The organism is Streptomyces scopuliridis (assembly GCF_042790125.1).
Classification (GTDB): domain Bacteria; phylum Actinomycetota; class Actinomycetes; order Streptomycetales; family Streptomycetaceae; genus Streptomyces; species Streptomyces scopuliridis_A.
Genome location: NZ_JBHTZS010000022.1, coordinates 1 through 16667 on the forward strand (window position 1 = coordinate 1; position 16667 = coordinate 16667).

The window sequence follows — 16667 nt, forward strand, 5'->3', positions numbered from 1 at the left end:
GGGGCGTGACCGTACGTACGGTCACGCCCCCGCCGTACGTCAGAGGCGCTTCGCCGCCCGCAGCAGCCCCGCGTAGAAGCCGTTCCCGTCCAGGCGCGAGGTGCCGCCCTGGTCGCCGATCGTCGGGCCGTTGACCTCTTTGCGGCTGGAGACGAAGATCTGGTGGCCGTCGGTGTCGTTGCCCATGTACAGGCCGACATGGTCCATCCGGTTCCCGGTCCGCTTGTCCATCTTGAAGAACACCAGGTCGCCCGGCTGGAGCTTGCTGGTGGACTCCGGCCGCGTGTACCAGGGGGCGGGGCCCTGGAGCTTGTAGATGTCCACGCCGACGTCCGAGCGCGTCATGCCGTTGGCGGTGCGCGGCAGCCCGTCGCCCACCTTGTCGGTCCCCATCAGCGGGTAGCGGGCGCGGTAGCCGAACACCGTCCGGATGAAGCCCGAGCAGTCCAGCGCGCGGTACTTCGGCTGCTCCGGCTGCATGGTGGTGCCGTCCCGGAAGGTGTACGGGATGCCGAGGTAGTCGTAGAAGTCGGACTGCTCCAGGCGGTTCGAGGGATTCGACTCGTCGATCGGCCCGAAGAACGCGTCGCCCGCGTACGGAACGCCCTCGTCGTCCTTCTTGACGGGCGCGCCCTCGACGTACTGGAAGGCGAACGCGAAGATGTCGTCCTCCTCGCTGCCGAAGTACTCCTTGAACCAGTCCTTGAACCACTTCTCCTTCTCGGCGCCCTTCTTCCACGCCTCCGGCATCAGCCGCACCCAGTTCTCGGTGACCACCCGGGACTTGGTGTTCGTCGGCTCCTCGAACGTACGGCTCGGGCCGGTCAGGGTCGCCGTCCGCGCGTCGTCGGTGAAGGTGGCGAGGATGTCGCCGTCCCCGCTGCGCAGCACCGAGCGGGCCGGGTTCTGCAGCCGCTCCCAGGTCTGCTCGCCGGCCGTGCTCCCGTTCCCGGACGTCAGCGCGGGGATGTCGGTGATGGCCTGGACGGCGGGCGCCTTCGCCTGCTCGTCCTTGCGGAGTTCAACGGTGAGATAGGCGCTGCCGGCCAGCAGCGCGAGGACCGTCGCGGCATGCAGGACAGGGCGTCCGCGCTTGGACTTGGCACTCATGAGGATTCGGCTCCCGTGGGTGGGCTGGTCAGGCTGACGGCAGGGCGCCGAGCAGGATGCCGGCGGTGAGGACTACATAGGCCGTGAGCGTGACCGTGCCGGTGGCGAGGATGGTCGCGCCCTTGGGCTGGCGTACGAGCTGGTAGGCGATCAGGCCCGGGACGATGAAGCCGAGGGTCTGGTTCGCGTACATCAGCGGGAATTCGAGCGAGAGCACGATCATCACGGTGCCCTGGAGGAGCACACCGATCATGACGACCGCGGAGAACAGGCGCTTTCCGTAGAGGATCACGAAGCGCTGGACGAGCAGCGTGGTGGCGTACGTCAGTACGGTCACGCCGACGACCATGGCGGCGCGCTGGAGGTCCTCGACGAGGGTCAGCGCCAGCCAGCCCGGCGTGATCATGCCGCCGGGGGAGAGGTTGGTCGTGAGATAGCAGATCAGGGAGAACATCAGGCCCAGACCGATGCCGATCGCGGCGATCTCGGGGGTGAGGACTGCGGGGATCAACGGGGTTCTCCTGGGTTCTGCGGCGCCACGGAGTGCGAGGGGTTCGGGGAGTGCGGAAGCTGCGGGTGCTCGGGGTGGTGCGGCTGCTGGTGGGACGAGGGGTGGTGCTGCCCGGCCGACTGCGGGGCCGGTGTCTGCTCCTGGGTCTGCTCCGGCGTCTGGACCGGCATCTGGACCGGTTCGAACAGACCGCGCTGGCGCGGCGGTCCGGCGGCGGGACGCTGCTGGTAGCGCTGCTCGTACGCCTCCGGGTAGGGCTGGAACGGGTCGAGGCGCGGCGCGTAGCGGACCAGCGGCATCGTCTCGTCGTGACGCGGGTGCTGCTGCCCCTGGGGCCCCCGCGGGTGCTGCGGGTTCGGCTGCGGGGCGGTCCCGGGGCCGGCGTCGGCCGCGTCGGCGGCGGAGACCACCGGGAAGGCGACGGTGTCCGACGCCTCGGCCTGAGCCGGGATCCGCCGGTCCTGGCTCTCCGCCGGGGTGTCCACGGCGGCGCGCGGGCCGGCGGGCGGATCGGCGGACCCGTCCTCCGGGTCCGGTGTCTCGTCCGGCGGCAGCTCCGCGAGGTGTTCGAGCAGCAGCTCACCCTGGCCGTGGATATTGCCGATCGCGACCAGTGAGGAGTCGGGCCCGAGCATGCCGAGCAGCTCGGCCATGAACTCCTCGGGGTCGCGCTTGTCGCCGCCCAGGTCGACCGCGCGCGAGCGCCATTCGGCCGGGATCGCGTCGATGGCGCTCTTGGCCGGATGGCCGATGACGAAGACCTTCTCCGGCTGGAGGTCGGGGATGATCTCGCCCATCTGGCCATTGCGCTCGACCCGGTCGGGACGGCAGTTGATGACCACGTGGAGCGGACGGTTGATCGCGCCCAGGTCCAGCAGCTGGTTGATGTTCATCAGCGTCGACTCGGGGTCGTTCGCCGCGAAGACGTTCGCGAACCGCAGCCGCTTGGCGTCCGGCGTCAGATAGCGCTCCACGGAGAGGACACCCGGGTCCGGCGGCGCGTCGTACATCCCCTGGAGCGCGGTCTCGCGCTCCACGCCCAGCAGTTCGGCGACCTTCAGCGCGATGGCCACGTTCTCCTTGAACGTGAACCAGCTGAAGCCGCGCAGCTCCTCGTCGGAGACCGTCTCGGGGTCCGCGTAGATCAGCTGGCAGTTCCGGGCGTCGGCCTCCTCCTGGAGGATCGCGAACCGGTCCTTCTCCGCGGTGACACAGATGCCGTCCTCCGGCATGGAGCGGGAGAGCGAGCGCGCCACGTCGTCGAGGGTCGGGCCCATCTCGGCGAGATGGTCCTCACGTACGTTGCACAGCACGCCGATCGTGGAGCGGATCAGCTTCGACTGGTTGATCTCCTGGAGCGCCGGCATGACGGCCATGCACTCGATCACCAGCGCGTCGGGGTTGTACGCGGCGGCCCGGCGCACGATGCCGATCTGCTCCACCACATTGGCGATGCCGAACTTGCGGTAGACGGGCTCCTCGGTCGCGTCCGGGTGGATGAACCGGGCCGCCGTACCGGTGGTCTTGGCGACCGTGACCAGCTCGCCGCCGCGCAGCGCGCCCGCGCACAGCCGGGTGATGGACGACTTGCCGCGGATGCCGTTGACCAGCACCCGGGAGGGGATGCGGTTCAGGTTGGTGAAGTGCCGTCGCTGTTCGACGAGTCCGGCGACCAGCAGGATCGCGCTGCACACGAGCAGCACGAAATAGAGGAAGAGCACGGTCGGTCAGATCCTTTCGGCGAGGGCCGGCGGCGCGCCTTCGCGCCTGCGCTGCTCCTGGAGCTGCTGGCGGAGCAGCTCCAGGGAGCGCGTGATGGCCCCGACCTCGTCGTGATGGCGCGGGTAGAGGACGGTGCGGCGGTCGCCGTCGGCCAGCGTCTCGGCCTGCCTGGCCAGTTCGCGCAGCGGACGGACGACCACGATGTGCAGCCAGCCCAGACAGGCGGCGGCGGCCGTGACCCCGAGCAGCCCGGCGAGCACCGTACGGTTCTGCGCGCTGTACTCGGGGATGGCGAGGGCGGAGGCGGGCTGCCAGCTGACGACGGTCCAGCCGAGCGACTTCGCGGCGCCGCCGCCGACGAACGGGGCCGCCGCGGCGATCTGGATGCCGTCACCGTCTCGGAAGAGCACCCCGCTGGGGCGCGGGCTGAGGCCGACCTTCTGGCCGGTGGCCTCGACCAGCGAGTCGAGCCTGCTGGAGGGCAGCTTCTGGAACGCCCGGTAGCCGGTGTTGGAGCCCACGGTCCGGCGCTCGGCGTCGACGATCCGTACCTGGCCGAGACCGGGGCGCTTGAGCAGCGAGTTGAGGAAGTCGACGCGGAATTCACCGACCACGAACGCGCCGTCCCGGCCGGGCAGTCCGGCGTATCCGGCGACCTGCGGTTCCTTGGAGTCGGTGCCGAGCACGGCGATCGGGGCGTTGTCCTCGCGCTTGCCGCCGGGGTGCTGTGGGGTCTCGCCCGCCTTGGCGACGATCGAGCCGTCGGCGGCGAGCACGTACAGCGAGCGGTAGCGCGGGTGCTCGGTCATGGTGCGTTCGAGGACCGTGGCCGTGTCCGCGGGCGAGGTCTGGTCGCCGATGAGGGTGGCGACGGACAGCAGGTCGGCGTGCCCCTCGTTGAGGGCACGGCGCACCCGGTCCGTGAGGGTGTCGGTACGGTCGCGCTGGTCGTTGACGAGCTGCTGCGGTACGACGATGGTGTCACCGGCGCGGTTGAGCAGCAGCATCATCGGGGCGGACCAGATGAGCAGCAGGATCCCGCAGCCGGCGAGCAGCGCGCGGGTGCCGACGCGCCGTCCGCGCCGCCGCTTGGTGCCGTCGGCACCGGGACCGTCGGCGCTCGTCTCCGCGGGCGTACCGCCGAGCAGTTGCAGCCGCAGCCGCTCCAGCGCCTCTCCGATCCGGCGGGTCTCGCCGAAGCGGGGCACGGTCACCGGACGGGTGAGATCGCCGCGGCTGAGGCGGCGGCTCTCCAGGAAGAGCCGGATCAGCGGGCGCTGGACCGTACCGAGCAGCATGGCCACCGCCAGCGCGCCGATCACGAGCAGCGCGGCGGCGGCCACCAGGCCGAACAGCGGGTCGGTCACCCGGCTGGTGTTCTCGGGGACGGTCACCAGCGTGACCACGGACAGCCCGAGGCCGGTCGCACTGGTGGACTCGCCCGCCTCGGGCGCGGCGAGCGTGGCGTAACCGACGACCGGACGCTCCTGGCTGATGCGGGGGCCGGTCATGGTGCCGCTGACGCCGAAGAACCCGCCGGAGCCCGGCTCCTTGGTGGTGATGGGGTTCGCGGCGGACTTCTCGGCGGCGAGCTTCGCGAAGGTGCCGAGCTGCTTCTTGGTCTCCTTGACCTCGTCCTCGACGGTTTTCGAGGGGATGTCCTCGGCGGCCCGGAGCCCGTCGCTGCTGAGGATCGTGCCGCCCGAGTCGACCACGGCGATCACCCGGAACTTGCCGAGGCTGACGCCCGGGACCTTGAGGCTGTTCGAGGTGATCAGGAGCTGCTGCGGCTTGCCCTCCCAGGACAGCAGGGCGAAGGTGAGCAGCCGCGTCTCGCCGTTCTTCAGCCGCACCATCCGGGGGGCGAGCCCGTCCTCGTCGGACAGCTTCTCCCGGTCGACCGCGAGGAGCGGCACGTTCTCACCACGCGCGGCGAGCAGCTTGCCGGACTTGATCTCGACGATGGCCGAGCCGCGCCACTTCTGGTAGACGTTCCCGAGCTTGTCGAGGACGGTGTCCGCGGAGACCGGGTCGCCCGCGTTGAAGAGCGCCGCCGTCCGGTTCAGGTCGGTGATGGACTCGTCGAGCGACGCCCGCAGCGCGATGGCGCCGTCCTCGGCGAAGTGCTGCTGCGAGGTGCGTACGGCCGTGGGCAGGGGCTCGTTGTCCGGCTTGCCGAACCCGAGCGCCGTGAGCCCGGCCAGCGCGAGCAGCAGGGCCGAGAGGACCGCGATCGGCGGGCGTATGCCGCCCAGGAGCGACATGTCGGCCCGTCTGCGGACCTTGTGCCGCCGTTTCGCCGACGAAACGGCCATGAGGTACCTCTCTCAGCGTGGTGCGGGCAGCGCCGGAACGCGCGCGTGCGCGCAGGCGTGAAGTCGAGTGCGTGTGGGCATGAGGGGGACAGGGGAATTTCCCCACCACTCCCATGCGTCCCACGCGCGAAATTAGGACCGGTCGCGCCATCGAATGGTTGTGCAAAATCAGACAGGCGCGCGTGTGATGTGTCTTACAGATGTTACGTACCGGACATGCGGAACCCCTGGCCGGCGGACCCCGTCAGGGGAAATCGCGCCGAAGAGGCTCCGGCCCGCGGGGCTTTGAGCCGGAATATCCGCGGCTGAAGCCCCGGCGGACCGAAAAGCCGCCGCACGCACGCTAGTTGGGCGGCTCCTCAAGAGGTGTCAGACCGTCCTTCACCGCGCCGCGATTCAGCATGGTGCCTTGTGTACGGTCGAAGGCCAGCCGGTAACGGGCGAGTTGCTCCTCGGTGTACTTCTTCCCCTCGTCCGGTGTGCCGCTCTCCGGCTTTCCGTTCTTGAGGGCCCGCGCCACATTCAGCAGCCGGTAGTCCGTGACCGCGCCCGCCGGGAGCTTGTCGGGCTGCTCCGGGTCCTCCGGCTCCGGCGGCACATCGACGAACGTGGGCAGGTACTGCGCCTGTACGTCCCACTCGCCGCCGCGCTTGGTGAAGGTGAACCAGCCGATGGCCCCCTCCTCGGACTGGCCGTTCGGCACCTCGTGCCGGGCCATCTGGTTGCCGAGGCCGTACGCGATCCAGGTGCTGCCGATCTTCTCCATCGGCTGCACGACATGGGCGTGGTGCCCGATCACCAGATTGATGCCGGTCTTCTTCGCGATACGGCGCGCCAGCTCCAGCTGCGAGGTGCTCGGCGCCGACTGGTACTCGCGCCCCCAGTGGATGCTGAGGATGACCACGTCCGCGCCCGCCTTGCGGGCCCGCTGCTCGGCTTCCTTGATCGCCTTGAAGGACGTCTTGTTGGCCAGCCAGGGCTTGTCCGCGGGAACTTCGTTACGGACGAAGCCGAACGCGAAGGAGATCTGCGCCACCTTCACGCCCTTCACGTCCATGATGAGCGGTTTCTCCCACTCGGCCTGGCTCCTGGCCGAGCCCGTGTGCTTGAGTCCGGCCGCGTCGAGCGCGTCCAGGGTGCGGCGCACCCCGGCCTCGCCATGGTCGATCGAGTGGTTCGACGCCGTCGAGCAGGTGTCGTAGCCGATGTCCTTGAGCGTGGTGGTGATCTCCGGCGGAACCTGGAAGTTCGGGAACCCCTCGTAGGGCCCGCCCTTCTTGGCGACCACCGGCTCCATGTGGCAGATCGCCAGATCCGCCTTGCTGATCACCGGCTTCACCCCGGCCATCAGCGGTCCGAAGTCGAGACTCCCGGCCTTGCCGCCCGTGGCCTTCGCGTCCTTCGTGGCCTGGTCCGTCAGCGGGGGATGGATCAGTACGTCACCGGCCGCGGCGACCGTGAACGACGGGCCTCCGCCTCCCTTGGCGTCCGTACCCCCGTCGCCGGAGCCGAGGACGGAACAGCCGGCGACGGCCGTGACGAGACAGGTGGCGAGACTCGCTGTCGCGGCGGTGCGGAGGGCCGTACGGGTGGCGGCACGGGCAACCGTACGCGAGGCCGTACGGGCAGCGGCGCGTCGTCCGCGGAGGAGAGGGAGGGGTCGCTTCACATAGGTATTTTGAACGTCATATGACACGATCTCCGACCGTGAAGATAACAATCATGGCAAGCCTGCTGGTCGGGGTCTTGATCGCGGCAGCTGTGGTGATCGTCACTCCGGTCCTGGACCGGCACTCCGACGAACCCTCCGCACCCGCCACCGGCAACGACCTCGATCTGGGACACCGGATCGGGGGATTCGCCGCGGACACCGTGACCGACGCCGGCTTCCTGCCACCCAACCGCGTCGAGCGGGAGATTGTCGCCGCCGGGGTCGGACTCTATCTCGACGGCAAGCGCGCCGAGGCCGAACGCAAGCTCGCCGAGGTCGACTTCGGCGTACACATCCTCCGGGACACCGACAAGGGGCGGCGGTACGCGGAGATCGCCGACCGGGCCCGCGAGGGGCTGCGCGGCTGGGGGCGGGTGTACATCGCCCTCGACGCGCCGGCCCGCTTCTCGGTGCAGGTGCCGCACCCCGTCGCCGACGCGTACAGCGACACCCTCGGCGTCGGCGTCCTGCGCGGGGCGCCGGGCGGGGTGCTGGTCGTGGCCGGTGCCCACCGCGCGGCGGGCGAGGGGAACGCCGCGGACGTCGCCCACCGTACGGACACGGTCTTCCACGCGGTCTGCGCGGAACTCGTCGCCCGCGGCCTCCCCGGCATCCAGATCCACGGCTTCGCGGACAAGACGTCCCGGGCGCACGACGCGGTGGTGTCCACGGGCGCGGGCGACGAGGGCCGCCCGCAGGCCGTCACCCTGGCACGGGCGCTGCGGGACGACGACTTCCGGGTGTGCCGCGCCTGGTCCGCCAAGTGCCCGCTGGCCGGCCGTACGAACAAGCAGGGCCGGCTCGCGTCGGACGACGGAGTCCCGTTCATCCACGTGGAGTTCAGCCGGACGGTCCGGGAGGACGCGGCCCGCAGCCGTCGGGTGGTGGAGGCGATGACGACGGCGGTGGCGGAGTGGCAGGGCGCGGAGCGGGAGGCGCGTACGGGGAGTTAGCCCCCGTCGGCCGTACCCCGCGTACGGGGAGTCAGCCCCTGTCGGCCGTACCCACCTCTCCCACGGGGAAGGCGATGTCACAGACCTCGTCCGAGGCCGACGCGGCGTCCCAGTCGGCGAAGTAGATCTCACGGCAGGGCCCGCCGACCGACAGCCCCCGGGCCGCGATCCACTCCTCGACCGCCTCGAACGCGGACAGGATCTGAGGGTGCGCCACCTGGGCCTTGGTGATGCGTACGTACGCCAGGCGCTGCGCCGGTTCGATGCGGAGCGTCGTCGTACGGCCCGTCCCCGGACGGCCGCTGGCCGCCGCGTACGCCTCCGCCGCCGCGATGTCCGCGACCGGGACGCAAGCCTCCGCGGGCCCGTCGCTGTCCGGGCTCACCGCCGCGTAGTACGCGACGAACGGGACACCCGAGACGCCCCCACACGCGGCGGCGGCCGTCTCCAGCCGGTCCAGGGCGGCCGGGATCCAGCGCGGCAGTTCGTCGGAGAGCAGGTGCTTGCGCTCGGTGAGGACGGCCTGCTCGGGGGTGTCGATGGTCTTGACCTCGTACATGTGGGTTCTCCTGCCCGACAGTCGGTCACGGATATGGCCGGCGACCTCACGCCGTACGGCATGGCGTTCCTCGACCTCGGTCCAGAAACCCGCCACCTCGTCGGCGGCCCGCTCACCCGGCAGCGCGACCACTTCGGCGATCCTGGCCAGCGGCATGTCGAGCTGCCGCAGCAGCGCGACCAGCCTGGCCCGCTCCACCTGGTCCCGGCGGTACCAGCGATAGCCGGTGACCGGGTCGACCCGCGCGGGAGCGAGCAGACCGAGCCGGTCGTACAGCCGCAGCGCCTTGGGCGAGAGCCGCGACCGCGCCGCGAACTCGCCGATCGTGAGCAGTTCCACGAGGCCCCATCCTCCGTCACCGGGCCGCTCTCGGCCCGACGGCCCGACGGTGCGCTCTGACCCTGGGGAAAGGTCAACCAACCAATCGTGAGCTTCTGCTGCCGGAGAGTGGCGGGACCCTCCATAGTGAGGCGGCATGAGGTGCGAACGGTGCGGGAGCGGCCAGGGAGTATCGCTGCCGGGTGTGGTGTGTCCCGTATGCGACACCGTCGCGGGCGGGCCTGTCGCGGGCGAGCCCGAGCGGTACACGGCGCACGACGGCCGCGGCTCGCGCACGCGCCTGCTGGTGACGGTGGTGGTGGCGCTGGCGCTGGGGGCCCTGGGCGCGACGCTCGCCCTGGTGGCCGGCTCGGGAGACGGCGGCGGGGCGGACGACGCGGGCGCGCGGGGCGTCCCGACGAGGATCGGCCCACCGGAGCTGCCGGGCCTGGGCGGCGGAGGCTCGTCCGCGCCCCCGACCGGGCTCCCGACTGTGTCAACGTCCGCGCCCCCTTCCGGACCCCCGGCCCCCGACGAGCCCCCGTCCCCGGAGCCGGGCTACTCGGTGTGGGCGGGCCCCGGCTGCGCCTCGGGCGAGTACACAGAACACGGCCGCTTCGAGAACGGCGACGCCGCCTGGTACACCGTCACCAACGGCGGCTTCAAGGGCGGTTCATGCGACGGCCGCTTCTCCGCCGTCCCCATGTCCGGCAGCCCCGCCCAGGACCGCGGCTCCACGGCGACCTGGTCCTGGAAGCTGGGCAAGGCATACGAGAAGTGCGCCCTGGCCGTCTACGTCCCCGACAGCGGCCGCCCCGCCGACACCGCGGGCCACCCCACCGTCTACCGCGTCCTCCGCGACCCCACCGACACCACCTCCGCCTACGCCGCCTTCGGCGTCCGCCAGACCGCACACCGCGGCAGCCTGGTGAGTGTGGGCAGCTACCGGGTCGAGGGCGACTCCTTCTCGGTCCAGCTCCTCGACCGAGGCAGGGACTGGGGGAGCGAAGACCGCTACGGGGCCCACCACGCGGCGGCCCAGATGAACGTCACCTGCATCTGATCCAGCAGCCCCGTACCCGCCGCCCGCGCCCTGACACGCCGAGCCGCCGCGCTCACGCCGGCCACCACACACATACTCAAGATCGCTCAGCTCAGGCCACGGGCCACGGGGGCACCGCCGCGAGCGTCCGCCGGGCACGCCGCCCGGCTGCGTACCCCCCGATCCCCAGGCCGATCCCGACCAGGGTCAGCACGATCCCGAGGACCCCGAACGCCACCAGCACCACCGGCCCGGTGAAACCCTCCCGCACGCGCCCGAGCACCCCGGAGGCCGCGACGCTGCCCGACTGCTCGCCGAGGAAGAACCGCGAGTCGTTCGAGTTCCCCCGGTAGTCGCCCAGCAGGAACAACCGCCCGTCCGGCACCCGCACGTCGTACGGTCCGGTTGTCGGGTTCACTTCGCCGCGCATCACATACGGTTCGTCGACCGGCTTCCCGTTCACCGTGATCCGATCTCCGTCGCACACCACGTGATCGCCGCCCATCCCGATGACCCGCTGCAGGACCGGTCTGTCCTGATAGCGATCGGGGACATGGACGAGTACGACATCACCCCTGCGTATCGCGCCCGCGTCGATACGCTCGACGACCAGCCGCTCGCCGGGGCGGTACGTGGGCTCCATCGCCTCGCTCATGACGGTGACCCCCTGGTAATGCGTGAGCAAGTACCCAAAGCCGCCCAGCGCCAGGACCACCCCGAGAGGCACCAGTACCCAGGCCACGACTCTCAGCCCGCTGCCCGCTCCCCGCTGCCGCATGAACAACCTCCCTCGAACCGCCCGAGGCCGGGCGGACCAGCAGAGGCTAAGCGGTCTCGGGGCGGCAACGCACCACGTGTCAAAGGCCCCGGACCATGATCGGTCCGGGGCCTTTCGGCTGGTGCCCCCGGCAGGATTCGAACCTGCGACACCCGCTTTAGGAGAGCGGTGCTCTATCCCCTGAGCTACGAAGGCGAGGCGCGGCCGGTGAGGGCTGCGCCGCCGGGGACAGTGTAGCGGGTGGGCAGCAGCCGGGGTCCGTGGAGCGGGTTCCCGGGACGCGGCGATGAGTTCTGGGCGGCGTGCCGGTCGTTCAATGTGGCGGGGCGCACGTTCCGTCGCATTCGGCCGGACGTCAGGAGGAGAGCGGACATGCTGCTCAAGAACAAGACCGCGGTGATCTACGGCGGCAGCGGGGCCATCGGCGGTGCCGTGGCGCGGACCTTCGCGCGGGAAGGGGCGCGGGTCTTTCTCGCCGCCCGTACCCCCGGGCCGCTGGAGAGCGTCGCCTCGGGGATCAGGGCCGAGGGGGGCGCCGTCGAGACCGCCGTGCTGGACGCGCTCGACGAGCGGGCCGTGGACGCGCATGCCGACGATGTGGCCGAGCGGGCGGGCGGTATCGACATCTCGTTCAATCTGATCTCGCACAACGACGTGCAGGGCACCCCGCTCGCCGACATGGCGCTCGCGGATTTCGAGCAGCCCGTCGTGACCGCCCTGCGGACGAACTTCCTCACCGCGCGCGCCGCCGCGCGCCATATGAAGCCGCGCCGCTCCGGTGTGATCCTGGTGTTCGGGGGGTACGGCGATCCCCTGCCCGAGTTCAGCCTGGGCGGGCTCCAGGTCGCCTTCGAGGCGCTCGAAACGCTGCGCCGCCAACTGGCCTGCGAGCTGGGGCCGTACGGGATCCGGGCGCTGACGCTACAGACCGCCGGGATCGCGGAGACGATCCCCGCGGACTTCGACGGAGCCGAGGCCATCGTCCATGACATCGAGCGGCGCACGATGCTGAAGCGGGCCGCGACGCTGGAGGACGTGGGGAACGTGGCCGCCTTCGCCGCGTCCGACCGAGCCCGCTCGATGACCGCGACCGCGCTCAACATCACCTGTGGGACGCAGGTCGACTGACCGGGCACGGTGCCGGACGCAGGTCGACTGATCAGGCACGGTGCCGGGGACGCTGCTGGGCGGGGGCGGCCCGGGTCGACTCCGTCACGCCGGTGGAGTAGCGTCGCCCCGTACTGAGCAAGCGCTTAGAGAGATTCCCGAGGTGCACGTGTCGCACATCCTCACCGCGCCCGGGGCGCCCTTCGCCGTCGTGCGCGCCGAGAACGGCTCGCTCGTCTACGCCGAAGGGCCGCGCACGCTGCGCGAGTTCGTCGAGCCGACGTGGACGTTCGGTGATCAGCCGTTCCTGGTGGCGGAGGACCGGACGTATACGTACGGGGAGTTCTTCGCCGCCGCCTCCGCCCTCGCCAACCGGTTCCTCGATGCGTACGGGCTGCGCCCCGGCGACCGTGCCGTCATCGCCATGCGCAACCACCCCGAGTGGCAGATCGCCTTCTGGGCCGCGCAGTTGGCGGGGCTGATCGCCGTCCCCCTCAACGCCTGGTGGACGGAGGAGGAGTTCACGTACGCGCTGGACGACTGCGCGCCGCGCGTGCTGCTCGTGGACGGCGAGCGACTGCCGCGCGTCAGCCGGTGGGCCGGGGGCGCGCGGGTGCGGACCCTCGTCTTCCGGTACGACGGCGAGGCCGGCGCCGGCGTGGAGCGGTACGAGGAGCTGCCCGCCCCCGACCCCGCCGCCGCGCCCCCCGACGTCGAGGTGCGGCCCGAGGACGACGCCACCATCTTCTATACGTCGGGGACGACCGGCCGGCCCAGGGGCGCCGTCGCCACGCATCTCGCACAGGCGGGCGCGGCCATGAACCCGCGCTTCCAGGCCGCCGCCTCCGCCCTCGGACGCGGGCAGATCCCCGGCCAGGGGCCCGCGCCCGTCACGCTCATGACGTTCCCGTTCTTCCATGTCGCGGCGTTCACCAGCCTCTATTCGGCGATGGCCGTCGGCGGCACGCTCGTCCTGATGCGGAAGTGGGACGCGCGGCGGGCCCTGGAGCTGATCCACGAGCACCGGGTGACGCACTACGCGGGCGTCCCGGCCACCGCGCTCCAGCTCCTGGAAGAGGCCACGGCCGGGAACGACCCGCTGGAATCACTCACCATGCTCGCCACCGGCGGCGCCGCCGCGCCGCCCGACCTGGTCGCCCGGCTCACCGCCCGCTACGGGGAGCGCATCGAGGCCCGTAACGGCTACGGCCTGACGGAGACCTCCGGAGGCGTGCTCGCCAACTTCGGCGCGGACTACCGGCGGTTCCCTGCGAGCGTGGGACGTCCGACGCCCGTCACCGAGGTACGGATCGCGGATCCGGCCGGCGAGACCCTGCCCGAGGGGCAGGTGGGGGAGCTGTTGCTGCGCGGCCAGTCGCTCGTACGCGGCTACTGGCGGGACGAGGCGGCGAGCGCGCGGGCGTTCTCCCGCGACGGCTGGTTCAGGACCGGTGACCTCGCGGTCGTACGGGACGACGGGCGCGTCAGCGTCGTGGACCGGGTCAAGGACATGATCGTCCGCGGCGGCGAGAACGTGTACTGCGTCGAGGTCGAGGGCGTACTCCATGCCCACCCTGACGTCATCGACGCCGCCGTGCTCGGCGTTCCCCATCCCGTGCTGGGCGAGGAGGTCGCGGCGGTGGTGCGGGTCAGGCCGGGGGCCGGGACGGACGCCGGGGAGCTTCGGGCCCATGTCGGGCGCCGTCTCGCCGCGTTCAAGGTGCCGGCCCATGTGCTCGTACAGGAGGGGCCGCTGCCGCGTAACCCGACCGGCAAGATCCTCAAACGGGAGCTGCGGGATCCCGTGGCGGAACACATCCGCGCGCGGGACGCGCGGGAGAAGCAGTGAAGCAGTGACGGGAAGAACAGCAAGGCCGTGCGCGGGGGCGCTCAGAAACAGCGCTCAGGAGGAGCGCTCAGGAACGGCGCTGAAGCACGGCGCTCAGGAACGTCTCACCCTGATCGTGAAACTTCCGTCCGGCTCCTGCGACAGCACCGAGATCCTGATCCCGTTCTCCAGGTCGGTGAAGGTCTGCCCCGGCCGGTACGGCGCGTCCGACAGCTCCGCGTGCACATTCGGCCTGCGCGTACAGCCACCGCTGTTCGGCTTGCTGTCCGCGACGGTGATCGGACCGCGGCCCGTGTCGACCCCGGAGTCCACGCGGTAGATCAGGACACCCGGCTCGCAGACCGCCTCGTCGTTGCCCTCGCGCGTCCGTACCTCCACCGCGTACCCCGACTCCTTGGAGATCGGTACGAACGCCAGCTTCGGCCCGCCCGTGGTGGCCAGCGGACCGAGCACATGGTCGCTGCTGCCCGCACCGGACGCGCATCGGATCTGTTCGTCGTCGAGCCAGCCGAGCTTCCACTTGTGCCAGCCCAGCAGATCGTTGTTGGCACCCCAGTCCTCGGACATGATGTCCCAGTGCCCGACCGCGCCGCCGCCGTCCACCGTGTAGAGATCGGGCAGTCCGAAGACATGGCCGTTCTCGTGCGGGAGCACCCGGTAGCCGGTGTCGGCGTACGATCCCGAGCCGTCGTCCTGGCGGCTGTAGACGAAGGACGTGTTGGAGAGCGGGGTGCCGTCCGCCTGCGGGGCGTCCGCGTTGCCGGAGAAGGTGACGGACAGGACGGTGTCCAGCGCCGAAGGGCCGGCGTTGGGCGTGACCAACACGTTGACCAGGTCGTACGCGCTGAAATCCACCGCCGGGTCGGTGACGGCCACGATGTCGTCGACCAGCTTCCGGTAGCCCGGCTCGTACGGTGACCCACGCGCGATCCCGTACTCCGCGAAGGGCAGCGGCATCCGCACCCAGTCCCGCAGCGGGGCCTCGGGGCGGTAGTCGAGCCGTCCGTACGAACTGGTTCTGAACCACTGCGACGTCTTCGGGAAGAACTCGGAGAGCCGGTCGAGCGCCTTCCCCGGGCCCGGCGCGTCCGGGAAGTCGATCATGAGGTTGAGGGCGCGGATCTTGCCTGTGGAGCGGGAGTAGCCGGCCGGGGTGGGCAGGCCCTCCGACATCTGGACAGCGGCGTTCGGGACGATACGGCACGGGCCGAGGGGGGAGTCCACGGCCAGTCCCGGGCCCCCCGAGACGGGGGCGGTGGCGTGGAGGGTCGAACTCGCCGTGGTCATGGCGGCGAGGGTGAGCGCCGTGAGGCCGGCGATGGCGGTGAGCCGGCGGGGGCCCTTGGCGCGGGCGGCTATGCCGCTGATGCGTCCGGTGCGGGTGCGGGCACCGGTGCCGGCGCCGGTGCCTGCGGCGGCAGCAATGCCTGTGCTGGTGGCGTCGCGGTCGGTGCCGGTCGCGTCGTCCGCGTCTCCGGTGTCTCCGCCGGTGTCTCCGCCGCCCCCATCGCCCCCGGTACTCGCGTTGCTCCGGGTCCCGTTCGTGTCTTCCGTGTGTTCTGTGGCTCCTGTGGCTCCGGCACTCCCGCCGGCTCTGCGTATCCGACGCCTCTGCTGCATGCGGTCGCCCTTAAGGTCCGCGGCAGTCGGCCGTCCTGACTGCGCTGTTCGATCACCCTGCGTCGGTCGGCGTGTCGGCGCTCGCTGGGTGCGCCGATCGTGGGTTTCCGCCACCGAATGGAGCAGGGTGACCCAGCTCACATGTTTGAGCGAAATAACCGGGGATGGCTTCCCCGTTTGCACGTGTGTCTCTGGGAAACGGGGAAAAGATCTCCGCTTGCGACCCACGAGGCACTACGACCGAGACCGAGGACCAAGGGAAGGGTTCGACGTGACCGCCACCGCAGCTGAATCCCCAGCGCGCCGAGCACCCCGCCCGCGCGCGGACGCCCTGCGCAACCGGGAGCGGATCGTGGCGGCGGCCCGTGAGATGTTCGTGGAGTTCGGGCCCGACGCCCCGCTCGACGAGATCGCCCGTCGTGCCGGCATCGGCAATGCCACGCTCTACCGGCACTTCGCCGACCGGTACGCCCTCGTTCACGCCGTAGTGCACTCCGTCATGGAGAGTGTCGCCGACCAGGCGGACCGTATCGCCGCGGAAGAGCCCGACCCGTTCATCGCACTGCGCCGCTTCGTGCATGCCGCGGCCGACGAACGAGTGGGTGCGCTCTGCCCGATGCTCTCCGCCGCGTTCGACAGGGAACGTCCCGATCTGGACGCCCAGCGCGTGCGTCTGGAGACAGTTGTCGAAGGGCTCATGGAGCGCGCGCGTCAGGCCGGGCGGCTGCGTACGGATGTCGCTGTCGGCGATCTGATGGTCGCGTTGTCCCAGCTCACCCGCCCACTGCCCGGCACCGGCTGCCTGAGTATGGACCGGTTCACCCACCGGCACATTCAGCTGTTCCTCGACGGCCTGGAAGCACCCGCCAGGTCCGAACTGGCCGGCTCCGCCGCGACTCTGGAGGATCTGCGCCGCGCCGCTCCGTGACGCGCCCTTGAACCAACGCACCTGCCAGGCCCGCGAACCCCGGCGGCCAGGCCCCCACAGTCCCAGTAGCCCATCCCCGTACCAGTAGGCCGCCCCGCGCCGCGATGGTTCCGCCGGCGCATGCCCATGCCCGCGGCCGGCTTC

General features: G+C 71.0%; 13 protein-coding genes and 1 tRNA gene. 5 read left to right on the plus strand and 9 right to left on the minus strand.

Features of this window, described 5'->3' with window-relative positions; genetic code table 11:
* Window positions 1-39: 39 nt before the first annotated feature.
* The 5 genes from ACFRKB_RS27520 to ACFRKB_RS27540 all read right to left on the minus strand — a co-directional run bounded on the left by ACFRKB_RS27520 (window position 40) and on the right by ACFRKB_RS27540 (window position 7327).
* The gene (locus ACFRKB_RS27520) at window positions 40-1110 is read right to left on the minus strand and encodes a C40 family peptidase (protein ID WP_383109174.1); all 1071 of its coding nucleotides are present in this window, start codon (window positions 1108-1110) and stop codon (window positions 40-42) included.
* 28 nt (window positions 1111-1138) lie between these two features.
* Window positions 1139-1621, minus strand: a complete 483-nt coding sequence (locus ACFRKB_RS27525) for a poly-gamma-glutamate biosynthesis protein PgsC/CapC (RefSeq protein WP_030351234.1) — start codon at window positions 1619-1621, stop codon at window positions 1139-1141.
* A complete protein-coding gene (gene pgsB, locus ACFRKB_RS27530) occupies window positions 1618-3342 on the minus strand; it encodes a poly-gamma-glutamate synthase PgsB (protein WP_383109176.1) in 1725 nt (574 codons plus the stop codon). The genes ACFRKB_RS27525 and pgsB overlap by 4 nt, the downstream gene beginning before the upstream one ends.
* Window positions 3343-3348: 6 nt before the next feature.
* Window positions 3349-5658, minus strand: a complete 2310-nt coding sequence (locus ACFRKB_RS27535; RefSeq protein WP_383109177.1) for a HAMP domain-containing protein — start codon at window positions 5656-5658, stop codon at window positions 3349-3351.
* Window positions 5659-6001: 343 nt separating this feature from the next.
* Complete coding sequence (locus ACFRKB_RS27540; RefSeq protein WP_383109178.1) at window positions 6002-7327, minus strand: CapA family protein; 1326 nt, start codon at window positions 7325-7327, stop codon at window positions 6002-6004.
* Window positions 7328-7380: 53 nt separating this feature from the next.
* Between ACFRKB_RS27540 and ACFRKB_RS27545 the strand changes: the two genes are divergently transcribed.
* Entirely contained in the window at window positions 7381-8322 is a 942-nt protein-coding gene (locus ACFRKB_RS27545; protein WP_383109179.1) for a hypothetical protein, read from the plus strand.
* 31 nt (window positions 8323-8353) lie between these two features.
* Here the strand turns inward: ACFRKB_RS27545 and ACFRKB_RS27550 are convergent, their stop codons facing one another.
* Window positions 8354-9220: a MerR family transcriptional regulator gene (locus ACFRKB_RS27550; RefSeq protein WP_383109181.1), complete on the minus strand. Its 867-nt coding sequence runs from the start codon at window positions 9218-9220 to the stop codon at window positions 8354-8356.
* A gap of 184 nt (window positions 9221-9404) precedes the next feature.
* Here ACFRKB_RS27550 and ACFRKB_RS27555 point away from each other — a divergent pair, with 184 nt between their 5' ends.
* Window positions 9405-10262: an adhesin gene (locus ACFRKB_RS27555; protein ID WP_383109182.1), complete on the plus strand. Its 858-nt coding sequence runs from the start codon at window positions 9405-9407 to the stop codon at window positions 10260-10262.
* Window positions 10263-10353: 91 nt separating this feature from the next.
* Here ACFRKB_RS27555 and lepB read toward each other — a convergent pair whose 3' ends face one another.
* Both lepB and ACFRKB_RS27565 read right to left on the minus strand, forming a co-directional pair.
* Window positions 10354-11019: a signal peptidase I gene (lepB, locus tag ACFRKB_RS27560; protein ID WP_383109183.1), complete on the minus strand. Its 666-nt coding sequence runs from the start codon at window positions 11017-11019 to the stop codon at window positions 10354-10356.
* Between the two features lie 119 nt (window positions 11020-11138).
* Window positions 11139-11214, minus strand: a tRNA-Arg gene (locus ACFRKB_RS27565).
* Between the two features lie 177 nt (window positions 11215-11391).
* On the opposite strand from ACFRKB_RS27565, the gene ACFRKB_RS27570 reads away from it, so the two are divergent.
* A complete protein-coding gene (locus tag ACFRKB_RS27570) occupies window positions 11392-12147 on the plus strand; it encodes an SDR family NAD(P)-dependent oxidoreductase (protein WP_383109184.1) in 756 nt (251 codons plus the stop codon).
* Between the two features lie 142 nt (window positions 12148-12289).
* Window positions 12290-13975, plus strand: a complete 1686-nt coding sequence (locus ACFRKB_RS27575) for a class I adenylate-forming enzyme family protein (RefSeq protein WP_383109186.1) — start codon at window positions 12290-12292, stop codon at window positions 13973-13975.
* Between the two features lie 93 nt (window positions 13976-14068).
* Here the strand turns inward: ACFRKB_RS27575 and ACFRKB_RS27580 are convergent, their stop codons facing one another.
* Window positions 14069-15595: a M6 family metalloprotease domain-containing protein gene (locus tag ACFRKB_RS27580; protein ID WP_383109187.1), complete on the minus strand. Its 1527-nt coding sequence runs from the start codon at window positions 15593-15595 to the stop codon at window positions 14069-14071.
* Window positions 15596-15866: 271 nt separating this feature from the next.
* On the opposite strand from ACFRKB_RS27580, the gene ACFRKB_RS27585 reads away from it, so the two are divergent.
* On the plus strand, window positions 15867-16523 hold the full coding sequence (locus tag ACFRKB_RS27585; RefSeq protein ID WP_383109188.1) for a TetR/AcrR family transcriptional regulator: 657 nt from the start codon (window positions 15867-15869) through the stop codon (window positions 16521-16523).
* Window positions 16524-16667 lie beyond the last annotated feature (144 nt).

What these genes read in the sequence shown, in the direction of transcription:
- ACFRKB_RS27570 (WP_383109184.1), top strand. Translation starts at nt 11,392, where the DNA reads ATGCTGCTCAAGAACAAGACCGCGGTGATCTACGGCGGCAGCGGGGCC.
- ACFRKB_RS27535 (WP_383109177.1), bottom strand. Translation starts at nt 5,658, where the DNA reads ATGGCCGTTTCGTCGGCGAAACGGCGGCACAAGGTCCGCAGACGGGCC.
- lepB (WP_383109183.1), bottom strand. Translation starts at nt 11,019, where the DNA reads ATGCGGCAGCGGGGAGCGGGCAGCGGGCTGAGAGTCGTGGCCTGGGTA.
- ACFRKB_RS27545 (WP_383109179.1), top strand. Translation starts at nt 7,381, where the DNA reads ATGGCAAGCCTGCTGGTCGGGGTCTTGATCGCGGCAGCTGTGGTGATC.
- ACFRKB_RS27520 (WP_383109174.1), bottom strand. Translation starts at nt 1,110, where the DNA reads ATGAGTGCCAAGTCCAAGCGCGGACGCCCTGTCCTGCATGCCGCGACG.
- ACFRKB_RS27580 (WP_383109187.1), bottom strand. Translation starts at nt 15,595, where the DNA reads ATGCAGCAGAGGCGTCGGATACGCAGAGCCGGCGGGAGTGCCGGAGCC.